This is a genomic window from Herbiconiux sp. 11R-BC, from assembly GCF_049472555.1.
GTDB lineage: Bacteria > Actinomycetota > Actinomycetes > Actinomycetales > Microbacteriaceae > Herbiconiux.
The window spans coordinates 1,092,813-1,106,416 of record NZ_JBCEBO010000001.1 but is presented as its reverse complement, the minus strand read 5'-3'; the positions used below and the strand labels follow the sequence as shown (position 1 = coordinate 1,106,416).

Below are 13,604 nucleotides of genomic sequence, written 5' to 3'. Positions count from 1 at the left end.
GGTCTTCACGCGGGCGTCCTATGATCGGACTCGTCCGGGGGAGCCGGGCCTGACCGGAGGGCGTCCCATGGGCATCCAGACCTCGCTCGACGCGGTGCGCACCGCAGAACGTCTCGTGCACGCGATGGATCTCGCCGACGACCTCGCCTTCGAGGCGAACCGCGACCCGGGCGCCCGCACCATCCGCATCCTCACGGCGGCGCTCGCCGACGACGACCAGATCGTCGCCATCGCCGCGACGCACGCCCTCGCACAGGTCTTCGACGAGCAGGCCGACATCGCCCTCTCGCGTCTGCTGTCGAGCGACCGGGCCTTCCTGCGCGAGCACGCCGCCTGGGCGATCGGCTCGCGCATTCCGCGACTGGATGCGGTCGGGCGCCTCATCGGGATGGTGGTCGGGGGCGGTTTCGGCGGCATGCTCGCCCAGCGCACGCTCGAGCAGTGGGCGTACCCGACTCCGGAGCACGTGGCCATGGGACTCGAAGGCGCTCTTCTCGGAATCCGGGAGCCCGGGGCGCGGGCGCGCGTGGTCGAGACGCTCGGGCTCGTGCGCGGAGGCATCGCCACCCGGCCGCTGCTGGTCATCGCGACCGATCCGGCCGAGCACGACACCGTGCGCTCGGCCGCCCTCTCCGCCCTGGGCCAGCGCGCCGGAGACCGCGAGGTCGCGGCCTGCGTCGCCGAGGCCGCGCGAGGGGAGGGTCCCGTGGCGGAGGCGGCACGCCTCGCCGCGATCGATCTGCAGGGCTCCGCCCTGGGGCAGCGCGAACGCGACGGAGGCCTCACGGTCGCCCAGCTCTTCCTGCACGCCGACATCGACGCCGGGCTCACGCAGGCGGGCAGCGGCGACAACGGCGGCATCGCGACCCTCCTCGTGCGCCTCGGGGACGCCCTCGCGCCGGCCCACGTCGACCGGGTCATCACCATGTCGCGGGGGTCGATCCAGGGCGCCCTCGACAGCGTCGACGAGATCGCGGCGCCGGGCGCGGGAGGCCACCTCTACGGCCGCATCCCGCTGTTCAGCGAACCGGTCAACTCGGCGGCGGCCTGGCCGATGCGCGTGGCCGCGCGGCGGGGCATCCGCCGGCTCCTGCGGGCCGCGGGCGGCGTCGACCTGCTGCACCTGCGCATGGCCGACGTGGGCAGCCTCGCCGCCGCCGACGTGGCCCGGGAACTCGACGTGCCGGTGGTGTTCACCGTCGCGCCCGACCCGCACGCCGTCATCCGTTCCCTCGATCTCGCCGGTCAGCTCACCCGCTGGAACTTCGGCGACGTCGACGAGCAGGACCACTTCTGGTTCCGGGCGCGCCTCGTGCAGCGGCTGGCGTCGAATTCCGCGCACACGGTGCTCTTCCCGCGCCCGCAGCTCGCGCGCGACATGCGCGAGCTCGTGGGCATCGACATCACGGCGCATCCCGAGCGGCACACGATCGTTCCCGAGGGCATCGACCTGGGGGTCGTCGACCGGGGTGTCGCCGAGGCGGCGGCGCACGCCGCGGGGGAGGAGCCGTCCGAGCCGCTCGGCCGGCTGCGCGAGTTGCTCGAGCAACTTCCTGCGGAGCGACGCGACCTCCCGCTCATCCTCAGCGTCGGCCGCTTCCACCGGGTCAAGGGCATGGCGGCCATCGTCGAGGCGTGGGCCGGCAGCGGGCTCCGCTCGCGGGCGAACCTGCTGCTGATCGGTGGCGATCTCGAGAACCCCTCGGTCGACGAGCGCGAGCAGCTGGCCCTCATGGATGCCCTGGTAGCCCCCGGCGAGCGGGCCGCGGCCGGCCTGCTGCTCCCGGGCCACCAGCCGAACGACACGGTCGCGCGCTGGGTGGCGGCGGCGCGCTTCGGCGTGCCGGGGCTCGCCGCTCCGCGCGGCGTCTACGTCTGCGGAAGCGTGAAGGAGGAGTTCGGCATCGCCCTGCTCGAGGCGATGGCGTCGGGCCTGATCGTCGTCGCCCCCGACGGCGGAGGGCCCGCGACCTACGTCGAACGGGGTGTCACCGGATTCCTCACCCAGACCTGGGACACCGCGCTCCTCGCCGAGGCGATGGGGCAGGCGCTCGCCGCGGCGGCGGGCGAGCGGGGCCCCGACCGGGCGGTCGCGGCGCGGCGCATGGTCGAACGCGACTTCACGATCGAGGCGATGGCCTCGTCCCTGGCGGTCGTCTATGCGGGCGTGCACGCCGACACCGTGGCCGAGTGGGCTCCGGTGGTCGCGCGGTGACGCTGCTCATCATCAGCCCCGACTACGCCTCCCATCTGCTGCCGCTCGCGACGCTCGGGGCGGCCTGGCGCGACGCGGGCGAGCGCGTGGTGGTGGCGACCGGGCCCGCCACGGATGCGCTCGTGCGGTCGTTCGGCTTCGAACGCGTGCAGCTCCAGCTCGGCAAGGGGTCCAACCCGGGCGTGATCCGGGCGGAGCAGCAGCCGGCGGGCGAGGACGACGCCCTCCGCGGATTCTTCGACGCCACGAGGCAGGGCATGGTGCAGACCCTCCGCTTCCAGGCCGAGGCGCGCCTGAGCGACCTGCTCTGGCAGCCGGTCGACGCCGCCCGCGCCGTGCAGAAGGTCGTCGACGAGATGCGCCCGGATGCGGTCGTGGTCGACCATCTGGCGTTCAGCGCCCGGCTCGGCCTGATCGCCGCGGGCATCCCGCACGCCGACGTGGTGCTCGGGCACCCGAGCGCTCTGCCGATCCCCGCCGCAGGGGAGGTCTACGGCTTCCCGCCGGAGTGGCCGGCGGAGTTCACCCCCGGCGACGCCGAGCTCGACGCGCTGCGGGAGCTCTGCGACCGGGTGGGGGCGGCGTTCACGGCGGAGTGGAACGCGGCGCTCGCCGAGCTCGACCCCGCCGCCCCGCCGTCGCGGGACGCCTTCGCCGAGCACGGCGGCATCCTGCTCTTCAACTACCCGGCGGAACTCGCCGACGCGACCCGCCGTGCGGCCTACCCGGAGTCGGCCTTCCTCGGCTCGGCGGTGCGCGAGGAGGCTCCGGATGCGGAGACGGCGGCCTGGATCGCCGGCGGCGAGGCCCCGATCGTGTACGTGAGCTTCGGCAGCTTCCTGTCGGTGCGCGACGACGTGCTCGGCCGCGTGGCCGCAGCGCTGCGGGAGCTCCCGGTGCGCGTGGCGCTGGCGCTGGGCTCGGGCGACCGGGCGGCCCTCGGTGCGGTGCCCCCGAGCTGGCTGGTGCGCGAGTTCCTCCCGCAGGTCGCTCTGCTCGAGGCCTCCGCCGCCGCGGTCACGCACGGCGGCAACAACAGCGTCACGGAGTCGATGACCTTCGGCGTTCCGACTCTCGTGCTGCCGTTCTCGACCGATCAGTTCGCCGGCGCGGCCGCTCTGGTGGATGCCGGATTCGCGCGCTCCCTCGATCCGAACCGGGCGTCCGTCGAGCAGATCCGCGAGGCGGTGGTCGAGGTACTCGCGCTCCCGGCCGAGCCGGCCGGCCGCCTTGCGGCGCTGTCGGCGTCGCTGCGCTCGCGGCCCGGCGCGGTGCGGGCACGGGCCGCGCTGGCCTGAGGGGCATGCCGGCCTGAGGCGGGCGTCGGGCCGAGGTGCGAGCCGGGCCGAGGCGCGAGCCGGGCTGAGGTGTGGCCCGGCATCCCGCCGCCGATCAGCTGCTCTGCAGCAGCTCCCGCATGCGCTCTGGCGCCTCAGAGGCCTCGCGGTACCGCGCCATGAGGGCGGCGTTCGCGTCGTACTGCGGGCCGTCGCGCCGCTGGGTCTCGTGGTGCAGGGCGTAGACGCGCCCCGGATGACGGCGCGGCGGCTCCCCGAGCAGCGTCTCGTGCGCCACGTGCCAGGCCGCGTCCTCGAAGCCCCAGCCGCGGAAGCGCTCGTCCTGGCCGCCGTGGCTGCGCCAGGTCGCGGGCGTCGTGACGTAGACGCCCGAGCAGGCGCCGTGCACGACCTCGTGGGAGCACTCCTCGAGCGCGGCACCCGCCGAGAACTCCGCCGTGCCCGCGGCCCCGAGCCAGCGGTACTCGGTGTACGGCAGGTGCACCCGGCCCGAGGTGCGGGCGGCGTCGATGGCGGCGAGGAGCGCCGCGCGCTCGGGGATCGTGTCGGCGTCGCCGATCACCACGACCTCACCGGGATCGCCGATGCCGGCCACGCCGAGGTTCCGGCAGCGGGCGAGGTTGTAGATCTCGTCGTCGGAATCGACGGTGACGACGGGCACGTCGCCGAGGTTCTCGCGATACCAGCCGACCACCACGTCGAAGGAGCGGAGGCGGGAGGGCTGGGGCCTCCACGGGATGACGATCGTGACCATAGTCCGAGGATACGGTCGCCGAGAGGGCCGCGAGCACCACATCACGGAGCAAACTCCCGGCTGGGCGGAGTAGCGTCGCAGCACGTTCAGTGCGGTCGCCCGGTGACCGCAGCGCGCACGGAAGAAGTTGATCGTGATGGCTCGCAAGTGGCAGCGGTGGATCCCCGCGATGGCGGCTCCGGTGGTGGTGGCCGCGGTGGTCGCCGGTGGCGCCTTCGCCTCCAGCGCCTCGGCCGATCTGCCGCCGAAGACGGCGCAGCAGGTGCTCGAACTCGCGGCCCAGGCGAACGTGCAGGCGTTCTCGGGCACGGTCGAGCAGAGCTCGAACCTCGAGCTGCCCGACCTCTCGAGCGTTCCGGGCGGCGCGAGCACGAGCGGCACCTCCGGGTCCTCGTCGGGCGGCGCAGCCGGCTCCGCCGACTCCACCACCTCGGCCGTCACCACGGCTCTCGGCTTCCTCACCGGCAGCCACAGCGCCCGCGTCTACACCGACGGCTCGAACGGCCGCGTCCAGATCCTCGACCAGCTCGCCGAGCGCGACGCCGTGCGCAACGGCAGCGACCTCTGGCTCTACGACTCCAGCGCGAACTCGGTCGTGCACTCCACCCTGCCGAGCGGCAGCACCGGCGCGGATGCGTCGAGCACCGCCTCGCCGAGCCCCGATGTCGAGACGCCGGCTCAGCTGGCACAGAAGTTCCTCGACGCGGTCACACCCAGCACCGACGTCTCGCTCGGCGCAGACACCTCGGTGGCCGGCCGCAGCGCCTACGACCTCGTGCTCACCCCGCGCAGCTCCGACACCCTCGTGGGCAGCGTCTCGATCGCGGTCGACTCCGAAACCGGCATGCCGCTGAGCGTCGAGGTGCTCGACCGCTCCAGTTCTGCTCCGGCCTTCTCGGTGGCGTTCAGCTCGCTCTCGCTCGACACCCCGTCGGCCGACGTCTTCGCCTTCACACCGCCGGCCGGCGCCACGGTCACCGAGCAGGCACTGCCGGGCACCGGGCACGACGCGACCGCTCCGGATGCCGGCTCCGCGCATCCGAAGCCCACGGTCACCGGCTCGGGCTGGGACGCGATCGTCTCGCTGCCTCTCGGCAGCTCGACCTCGAGCCTCACCTCGTCGCCGCTGTTCTCGCAGCTCACCACTCCGGTCGACGGCGGGAGCGTGCTGCAGACCACCCTCGTGACGGTGCTGCTCACCGACGACGGCCGCGTGTTCGCGGGCGCCGTGCCGGTGGAGGCGCTGCAGGCGGCCGCCGCGGCGGCGCCCGCCCCCGCCGATGCCACCTCGGCACCCGCGCCCGCCTACCCCGCCACCCCGGGCGACTGACGGGTGTCCGGCTCGCCGGCGCTCGCCATCCGCACCACCGGGCTCACCAAGCGCTTCGGCAAGCAGACGGTGGTGAACGGCATCGACCTCGCGGTTCCGCGCGGCTCGGTGTTCGGGTTCCTCGGGCCGAACGGATCGGGCAAGACCACCACCATCCGCATGCTGCTGGGCCTCGCCTCGGCGAGTGACGGCGAGATCGCTCTGCTCGACCAGGCGATACCCGCGGGGCTCGCGCGCGTGCTGCCGGAGGTGGGCGCGCTCATCGAGGGTCCGGGCTTCTCGCCCTTCCTCTCGGGCGCCGCGAACCTGCGACGACTGGATGCCGCCGACGGCTTCGCACCCGCGGCCACCCGCACGGCCCGCGTGCAGCACGCGCTCGAGCGGGTGGGGCTCACGCACGCGGCCGGCAAGAAGGTGCGCGCGTACTCGCTCGGCATGAAGCAACGGCTCGGCATCGCGAACGCGCTGCTCGCCCCGCGCGAGCTGATCGTGCTCGACGAGCCGACGAACGGTCTCGATCCGCAGGGCACCCGCGAGGTGCGCAGCCTCATCCGCTCGCTCGCCTCGGAGGGCACCACGGTGTTCGTGTCGAGCCACCTGCTCGCCGAGATCGAGCAGATGTGCACGCACGCGGCGGTCATGAGCGCCGGCCGCCTGGTGGCGCAGGGCACGCTCGACGAGCTGCGCGGCGCGGGCCAGAGCCGGGTGCGCGTGCTGACCCCCGCATCCGACGCCCCCGAGGCCGCCCGCGTACTGACCTCCCTCGGCCTCGAGCTCGAGCTCGAGCCCCAGGAGCCCACCCCAAGCACCTCCCCCCTCCCGCGAGGTAGCGCGAGCGGCGCGCCGGAGGCCGCCGGCGAGCCCCTGGCGCGACCTCGCGCGGCGGAGGCTCCGGAAGGTGAGCGCGACCGGATTCTCGAGGCGCCGCTGCCGGAGGGCCTCGCCCCCGAGGCGGTCGTGTCGGCGCTCGTGGCCGGCGGCGTGCGCGTGCGCGGCTTCAGTGTGGAGCAGGCCTCGCTCGAAGACCTCTTCGTGGCGCTCACGGGGGAGGGGTTCGACGTTGTCCAGTGACCTGCTCGCCCGGCGCGAGCGGCGGGCTCTCGGCTGGGGCTTCTTCGCCTCCGAGCTCTCGGTGCTCTTCCGCCGTCGCCGCACCTGGGCGATGCTCGCGGCGCTCGCCGCCGTTCCCGTGCTCATCGCCGTGGCCATCCGTCTCACCGACGGCGGCAGCGGGCGCGGCCCGGCCTTCCTCGACCGCATCACGCAGAACGGCCTGTTCGTGGCCATGACGGCGCTGGTGGTGGCCATCCCGCTCTTCCTGCCGCTCACGGTGGGGGTGGTGGCGGGCGACTCGATCGCCGGCGAGGCGAGCTCGGGAACCCTGCGCTACCTGCTCGTGGCGCCGGTGGGGCGCATCCGGCTGCTCGTCGTGAAGTACGCGGCCGCGGCGGTGTTCTGCCTGGCGGCGACCCTGACGGTGTCGCTCGCGGGCATCCTGATCGGGGTCGCGCTCTTCCCGGTCGGCCCGGTGACCCTGCTCTCGGGAGACACCATCGGGGTGGGGGAGTCGCTGCTGCGCTCCCTGCTCATCGCCCTCTACGTGACCGTGGGGCTGCTCGGCCTCAGTGCCATCGGCCTCTTCATCTCGACGCTCACCGATGCACCGGTGGGAGCCATGGCCGCCACCGTGGTGATCTCGATCGTGTCCCAGGTGCTCGACAGCCTCTCGCAGACCGAGTGGCTGCATCCGTGGCTCTTCTCGCACTACTGGCTCGGCTTCGCCGATCTGCTGCGCCAGCCCGTCGACTGGTCATCGTTCGGTTCGAACGCGCTGCTGCAGCTGGGCTACGTGGTCGTGTTCGGCGCCCTCGCTTACGGGCGGTTCGCCTCGAAAGACGTGCTCTCGTAGCTGCGAGCCACGCAAGCTTTCCCTCAGGATTCGATCAAGACCAGCTTCAGAAGCGCGGCGGATGCCGGCAGCCGGAGCTCGGCGAGTGCCGGCGAAATGCCTGATCGAATCTATGTTTTCCGATTCTCAGGTCGAGATCCGGTCGCCTGCAGGAGCCTCCTGGGAGGCGTGTCGCGCCCCTCGCGTTCCGGGCACGTGCAGGGGTAATGTCGCCATCGGTAACCCGAACCAGGAACGCCGCAGCCACCCACTGCGGCCGACCACGGCGTCTGAGACGCCGCCACCGTGGTGCGCTACAGCAACCCTGAGTTTCCCCCGACTCGCTGAGCGCACCACGGTTTTCCGTTTTAAGGGGTCACCGAGGCGTCATTCCCTCGGGCTCACTTGCCGCCGGCGGGCTTGCGGTTCTCGGCGCTCACCATCCAGGCGAACTGCTCGAGCCGTTCGATGATGGCGTGCAGGATGTCGGCGCTCGTCGGGTCGGCGTCGTCGACCTCGTCGTGCACCTCGCGGATGGTGCCCACCGTGGCTTCGAGCCGGGCGGTGATCAGGTCGACCGTCTGAGCGGTGTCGACCTCCCCGGCCGGATACTCGGGCAGCGTGGTGGTGGCCGCGACCGTGTCGCTGCGGCCGTCGGCGGTCGCGTGCAGGGCGCGCAGCCGCTCGGCCACGGTGTCGCTGAACTCGCGGGCCGCGTCGATGATCTCGTCGAGCTGCAGGTGCAGGTCGCGGAAGTTCTTGCCCACGACGTTCCAGTGCGCCTGCTTGCCCTGGAGGTGCAGCTCGATCAGATCGACGAGTACCTTCTGCAGGTCGTCGGTGAGCTGCTTGGAGGCCGTGAAGCCGCGCTCGGCGTTCTGCCGGCGAGTGGTCTTCGCGCCCGCGTCGGCAGGAGCGTGGGTGGTGCGTTCGGCGATGGTGGTCATGATTCTTCCCTTCGTTGTGCAGCCCCGGCGGTCTCCGCCCGGCGCACGTGTCGGCGTCGACGCTACGCCCGCAGATCCGCACTGCCGAGGGCTTGACAGCCCTAGTCACAGGGGGTTCGGAGGCTTCCGCGCAATGTGTGGCCGGGCGCGGGCGACCGTCCTACGGTGAGGCCATGAGCACCCGCACGATGTACACCCCGCAGAACCCCCTCGACCAATATCCCCGCCCGCCGTTCCCGCCGCAGCAGCAGGACGGCCCAGGCGACATCCACGAGATGACCCCCGTCCCCGACCACGGCGAGCAGAGCTACCTCGGCTCCGGACGCCTCGCCGGCCGCAAGGCCATCGTGACCGGTGCCGACTCCGGCATCGGCCGCGCCGTCGCCATCGCCTACGCGCGGGAGGGGGCGGATGTCGCGCTCTCCTACCTCCCCGAGGAGCAGCGGCAGGCCGAGGAGGTGGCCCAGCTCGTAGAGAAGGCCGGGCAGAGCGCGTTGCTCTTCCCCGGCGACCTGCAGGACGAGGCCACGAACGGCGCCCTCGTCGAGGCGGCCGTCGCAGCCTTCGGGGGTGTCGACATCCTCGCCATCATCGCGGGCACGATGCCCACGGTCGACAGCATCGACGACTTCGAGACCAAGACACTCGACCACGTTCTGAAGGCGAACATCTATCCCCTGTTCTGGCTGACCAAGGCGGCTTCGCCGCATCTGAAGCCGGGAGCGTCGATCGTGACCTGCTCGAGCATCCAGGGCTTCCAGCCCTCGCCGCAACTCGCGGAATACGCGGTGTCGAAGGCGGGCATCGCGAACTGGACCCGGGCGATGGCGCAGCAGCTCGCCGAGCGCGGCATCCGGGTGAACGGGGTGGCCCCCGGCCCCGTCTGGACCCCGCTGCAGCCCGCGTTCGTGCCGAACGAGAAGATCGAGTCGTTCGGCAGCGAGGCCGCCTACGGCCGCCCCGGTCAACCCGCGGAGCTCGCGCCGCCGTTCGTGCTGCTCGCCTCGCAGGAGGCCAGCTACATCAGCGGCGAGACGATCGCGGTGACCGGCGGGACGCCGGTGCACTGAGACCCGGTCGCTCGGCGCCGGCACCGGCCCGACCGGCCGCATGCCCCGCCGAACCACTCACGAAACGACAACGGAAAGGAACCCACGATCATGACCGACAAGACCACCCCCGAGCCCGACGAGCTGCCCGCCACCGACCCCGACCAGTTGCCCGACGGCTCCTCCTCCGACGGCAGCTCCTCGAGCGACGGCGAAGACACCGCCTCGGGCGGCGGAGCCGACGACGACTGAGCCCGCCGCGCCATCGCACCCGGTGGTGCACCGACTCTGGCGCGACACCCGCGCGATCCTCGTCGAGAGCCTCTGGTGGGACGCGGAGCGGCGAGCGATGCGCTGGACCGACATCAGCGCCGGCGCCCTCCACACGAGCCCGCTCGACGCAGCCCCCGACGGCTCCGGCGACGAGGTGGTGCGGCTGCCGCCGCCCCTCGCCTCCTTCCAGCCCGCCCGCGCCGGGGGATTCGTGGCCGCTCTCGGCGACCGGGTGGTGCTCGTGGAGGCCGGCGGGCGCATCCGGAGCACCCTCGCGACCGTGCCGCACCGCCACACCGAGCTGCGCCTGAACGAGGGCAAGTGCGACCCCTTCGGCGCCTTCGTGGTGGGGTCGATGAACCTGCGCGACGAGTCGCCCGACGGGGCGCTCTACCGCGTGCATCCACCCGGCCGCGGGCATCCCGAGGGCCGGCTCGAGACGCTGCTCGGCGGCGTCTCGGTGGCGAACGGCTTCGAGTGGAGCGACGACGGCAGCACCTTCTTCTTCACCGACACCCCCGTGAACACCGTGTACGCGGCGCCCTACTCGGCCGAAGGGCCGCTCGGCGAACCGGTGCCCGTGCTCATGGGCCTGCCCTCCGACGGCCTCGCGCGTGACCGCGACGGCGGCTTCTGGAGCGGGCTCTACGGCGACGGGGCCGTGGTGCGGCGCACGGATGACGGCCGGGTCACCGACCGCATCGAGCTGCCGGCTCCGAACATCACCTCGGTCGCCTTCGGCGGCCCGGAGCTCTCGACCCTGTTCGTGGGGTCGGCCCGCGAGCAGCTGACCGAGGAGGAGCTGGCCGCGCATCCGGCCAGCGGCGGCATCTTCGCCCTCGACGTCGGCCGGCAGGGCTTCTCGGTGAACGCCTTCGGCTGAGCCGCCCCGCCCCGCCCGGCCCTGGCCCGGCGGCCCGCCCCACCCCTGCAGAAACTCGAAAGGAACGACACCCATGGATCTCGGAATCACCGGCAAGACGGCCCTCATCACCGGAGGGGACTCCGGCATCGGCTGGCACACCGCGCGCCTCCTGCTCGCGGAGGGCGCGACGGTCGTCATCTCCGACCAGGACCAGCACGAGCTCGACAAGGCCGCCGCGAAGCTCGACGCGCCGGCGAAGCGCCTGCACGCCTTCGCCGCCGACATCACGAGCGTCGACTCGCTCGCGGCACTGCACGCGAGTGTGGCGGAGGCGGTGGGGGAGATCGACATCCTCGTGCAGGCCGCCGGGGTCACGGGCGCGCAAGGGCTTTTCCACGAGATCACCGACGAGGGCTGGACGAAGACCATCGAGACCGACCTCATCGGCCCGGTGCGCCTGACCCGCGAGTTCCTGCCCGACCTCCGCACGGGCGGCTGGGGCCGGCTGGTGTACCTCGCCTCGGAGGATGCGGTGCAGCCCTACGACGACGAGCTGCCCTACTGCGCGGCCAAGGCGGGCATCCTCGCGCTCGCGAAGGGCCTCTCGCGCTCGTACGCCCTCGAGGGGCTGCTGGTGAACGCGGTCTCGCCGGCCTTCATCCACACGCCCATGACCGACGCGATGATGCAGAAGCGCGGAGCGGAACTCGGCGTGCCCACGAAGGAGGCGATCGAGTCGTTCCTCGACGAGGAGCGGCCCTACATGGAGCTCAAGCGCCGGGGAGAGCCCGACGAGGTGGCGAACGTGGTGGCGTTCCTCTGCTCGGAGGCGGCCTCCTTCGTGAACGGATCGAACTACCGCGTGGATTCGGGCTCCGTTGCCACGATCTGAGCCCGTCGGCGCCGCGGACGCGGCGAAGCGGGGTGGCGCGGATGGCCCGGTCGGCCCGGCGAGCGGCGCGGGCAGTGCGGCGGGCCGGTCGGGGGGTGCGGGTGATCCGGCCGATCCACCGGTTCGCGCCGCCGGCGCCGCCTCGGCGGGACGGCTCGAGCGCAGCCGCGGCTACGCCGAGCTCCGCGGATACGCCGTCATCGGCGACGGCCGCACCGTCGCGGCCATCGCCCGCGACGGCCGCATCGACTGGTTCCCCGTGCCGGCTCTCGACACCTCGCCGGTGTTCGCGGCACTCGTCGACGCCGAACGCGGCGGCTTCTTCGCGCTACGCCCGGCCGGCGACTTCACTGCCACGCGCGAGTACCTCCCCGGCACGAACGTGCTGCGCACGACCTTCGTGACCGAGTCGGGCGAGGCCGCCGTGACGGATGCGCTGGTCACCGGGGTCGCCGGCCGCCTGCCCTGGACCGAGCTCGCGCGCCGCATCGAGGGCGTGCGGGGATCGGTGGCGTTCGAGTGGGCTGTCGCGCCCGGCGGCATCTTCACCGGTGAGGCCGTGCGGCGCATCGACACCGTGCACGGGCCGGTGCTCAAGGTGGGCACGGTCGACCTCGTTCTGGTGGGCTTCGAGCACGGGCGCTCCGACCCGCACGAGGCGGTGGGCGACGACGGCGCCGAGGTGCAGGCCTCGCCCGAGGCGGACGCGGGCAACCGGGCCGCCGCATCCGGGTCGCCGGCCCGCGCATCCGGCTCGCTCCCCGGTTCGTCCCCGGCACCTTCACCCGGGCCGCCCCGCTTCGAGGGCGCCTTCGTGACCGCACCCGGGTCGCGGCACCTCGTGGCGTTGTGCGGTACCGACGACGAGCCCATCCACCTGCCAGACCCGCACATCGTCGACCAGGGCATCGACCGCACCATCGACAACTGGGCGCGCTGGTCACGCGTGTTCGACGACGAGGGACCGTGGTCGGAGGCCGTGCAGCGCAGCGCCCTCGCGCTGAAGCTGCTCATCTACTCGCCCACGGGCGCGATCGCCGCGGCCGCCACCACCGGGCTGCCCGAGAGCGACGAGGGCGGCAAGAACTACGACTACCGCTTCGCCTGGGTGCGCGACCTGGCGTACACGGTCGGCGCGCTCACCCACTTCGGGCTGCGGGAGGAGACGCATGCGGCGGTGTCCTGGGTGCTCGACTCCCTGAAGGCCAACGACCAGGAGCTCGCCATCCTCTTCACCCTCGACGGCGGCACGCCCGGCGGGATGCGGCGCACGGATGCCGAGGGCTGGCGGGGCATCGGTCCGGTCGACACGGGCAACCAGGCCACGGGCCAGCTGCAGCTCGGCGTCTACGCCGACGTGCTCGGCATCATGCGGCAGTACGTGGAGGCGGGCAACATCCTCGACGGCAACACCGGCGAATTACTCGTGCGCTTCGCCGACAGCGCATGCCGGATGTGGCCGAAGAAGGACTCCGGCATGTGGGAGCTGCCGAAGAAGCGGCACTACACCACGAGCAAGATCGGCTGCTGGCGCGCCCTCGACGACGCCCTGCGGCTGGCGGAGCTCGGCGAGATCCTGCCCAGCCCGGAGTCGCTCGAACGGTGGAAGAAGAACCGTGCGCTCCTGTCCGACTGGATCGCCGAGCACGGCTGGTCTGCCTCCCGGAACAGCTATGTGGCCTACCCGGGCGCCGACGCGCTCGACGCCTCGGTGCTGCTGCACGTCTCGGCCGGGTTCGGGCCCACGGAGCGGATGCGCGCCACCGTCGACCGCATCCGTGCCGAGCTCGCCGACGGCCCGCACGTGTACCGCTACACGGGGGTCGCCGAGGAGGAGGCCGCGTTCGTGGCGTGCGGGTTCTGGCTCGTGCAGGCGCTCGCCGAGCTCGGCTCACTCGAGGAGGCGCGATCGCGGATGGACGCGCTCGTCGCGGCCGCCAACGACGTGGGGCTCTACGCCGAGATGATCTCGCCCGTGACAGGTGAGTTTTGGGGCAATCTGCCGCAGGCGCTCAGTCACCTCGCCCTCGTGAACGCGGCCACGGCCATCCGGCGGGCGTCGCGAGGCTAGGCGGGTCTGACGATTCGGCGGG

At 72.8% G+C, this 13,604-nt stretch carries 12 protein-coding genes; 10 read left to right on the top strand and 2 right to left on the bottom strand.

Going from position 1 to position 13,604, the window contains the following annotated elements; all coding sequences use genetic code 11:
- Positions 1–67: 67 nt before the first annotated feature.
- Together VD659_RS04835 and VD659_RS04830 are read left to right on the top strand one after the other, a co-directional pair.
- Positions 68–2,215 (top strand): glycosyltransferase, encoded by a 2,148-nt coding sequence (locus VD659_RS04835; protein WP_423259983.1) that lies wholly within the window; start codon positions 68–70, stop codon positions 2,213–2,215.
- A complete protein-coding gene (locus VD659_RS04830; RefSeq protein WP_423259982.1) occupies positions 2,212–3,513 on the top strand; it encodes a glycosyltransferase in 1,302 nt (433 codons plus the stop codon). Before VD659_RS04835 ends, VD659_RS04830 begins: the two co-directional genes overlap by 4 nt.
- Positions 3,514–3,607: 94 nt before the next feature.
- Here VD659_RS04830 and VD659_RS04825 read toward each other — a convergent pair whose 3' ends face one another.
- Entirely contained in the window at positions 3,608–4,267 is a 660-nt protein-coding gene (locus tag VD659_RS04825; RefSeq protein WP_423259981.1) for a hypothetical protein, read from the bottom strand.
- Between the two features lie 136 nt (positions 4,268–4,403).
- On the opposite strand from VD659_RS04825, the gene VD659_RS04820 reads away from it, so the two are divergent.
- From VD659_RS04820 to VD659_RS04810, 3 genes are read left to right on the top strand one after another with little or no spacing between them, the layout of a single operon-like run.
- Positions 4,404–5,597 (top strand): LolA family protein, encoded by a 1,194-nt coding sequence (locus VD659_RS04820; RefSeq protein ID WP_423260048.1) that lies wholly within the window; start codon positions 4,404–4,406, stop codon positions 5,595–5,597.
- A gap of 3 nt (positions 5,598–5,600) precedes the next feature.
- Positions 5,601–6,668: an ABC transporter ATP-binding protein gene (locus VD659_RS04815; RefSeq protein ID WP_423259980.1), complete on the top strand. Its 1,068-nt coding sequence runs from the start codon at positions 5,601–5,603 to the stop codon at positions 6,666–6,668.
- The gene (locus VD659_RS04810; protein WP_423259979.1) at positions 6,658–7,506 is read left to right on the top strand and encodes an ABC transporter permease; all 849 of its coding nucleotides are present in this window, start codon (positions 6,658–6,660) and stop codon (positions 7,504–7,506) included. The genes VD659_RS04815 and VD659_RS04810 overlap by 11 nt, the downstream gene beginning before the upstream one ends.
- A gap of 380 nt (positions 7,507–7,886) precedes the next feature.
- Here VD659_RS04810 and VD659_RS04805 read toward each other — a convergent pair whose 3' ends face one another.
- Positions 7,887–8,432: a Dps family protein gene (locus VD659_RS04805; RefSeq protein WP_423259978.1), complete on the bottom strand. Its 546-nt coding sequence runs from the start codon at positions 8,430–8,432 to the stop codon at positions 7,887–7,889.
- Between the two features lie 173 nt (positions 8,433–8,605).
- On the opposite strand from VD659_RS04805, the gene VD659_RS04800 reads away from it, so the two are divergent.
- The 5 genes from VD659_RS04800 (at position 8,606) to VD659_RS04780 (ending at position 13,582) form a co-directional block, all read left to right on the top strand.
- A complete protein-coding gene (locus tag VD659_RS04800; RefSeq protein ID WP_423259977.1) occupies positions 8,606–9,502 on the top strand; it encodes an SDR family oxidoreductase in 897 nt (298 codons plus the stop codon).
- Positions 9,503–9,592: 90 nt separating this feature from the next.
- On the top strand, positions 9,593–9,733 hold the full coding sequence (locus VD659_RS04795) for a hypothetical protein (RefSeq protein WP_423259976.1): 141 nt from the start codon (positions 9,593–9,595) through the stop codon (positions 9,731–9,733).
- 25 nt (positions 9,734–9,758) lie between these two features.
- On the top strand, positions 9,759–10,637 hold the full coding sequence (locus VD659_RS04790) for an SMP-30/gluconolactonase/LRE family protein (protein ID WP_423259975.1): 879 nt from the start codon (positions 9,759–9,761) through the stop codon (positions 10,635–10,637).
- Between the two features lie 73 nt (positions 10,638–10,710).
- Positions 10,711–11,511, top strand: coding sequence for an SDR family NAD(P)-dependent oxidoreductase (locus tag VD659_RS04785; RefSeq protein ID WP_423259974.1), 801 nt, complete (start codon positions 10,711–10,713; stop codon positions 11,509–11,511).
- Positions 11,498–13,582: a glycoside hydrolase family 15 protein gene (locus VD659_RS04780; RefSeq protein ID WP_423259973.1), complete on the top strand. Its 2,085-nt coding sequence runs from the start codon at positions 11,498–11,500 to the stop codon at positions 13,580–13,582. Before VD659_RS04785 ends, VD659_RS04780 begins: the two co-directional genes overlap by 14 nt.
- Positions 13,583–13,604: the final 22 nt, after the last annotated feature.

Bases quoted from the DNA above. Each gene is read 5' to 3' on its own strand.
- VD659_RS04835 (WP_423259983.1), top strand. From the start codon at position 68: ATGGGCATCCAGACCTCGCTCGACGCGGTGCGCACCGCAGAACGTCTC.
- VD659_RS04825 (WP_423259981.1), bottom strand. From the start codon at position 4,267: ATGGTCACGATCGTCATCCCGTGGAGGCCCCAGCCCTCCCGCCTCCGC.
- VD659_RS04820 (WP_423260048.1), top strand. From the start codon at position 4,404: ATGGCTCGCAAGTGGCAGCGGTGGATCCCCGCGATGGCGGCTCCGGTG.
- VD659_RS04805 (WP_423259978.1), bottom strand. From the start codon at position 8,432: ATGACCACCATCGCCGAACGCACCACCCACGCTCCTGCCGACGCGGGC.
- VD659_RS04800 (WP_423259977.1), top strand. From the start codon at position 8,606: ATGAGCACCCGCACGATGTACACCCCGCAGAACCCCCTCGACCAATAT.
- VD659_RS04795 (WP_423259976.1), top strand. From the start codon at position 9,593: ATGACCGACAAGACCACCCCCGAGCCCGACGAGCTGCCCGCCACCGAC.
- VD659_RS04785 (WP_423259974.1), top strand. From the start codon at position 10,711: ATGGATCTCGGAATCACCGGCAAGACGGCCCTCATCACCGGAGGGGAC.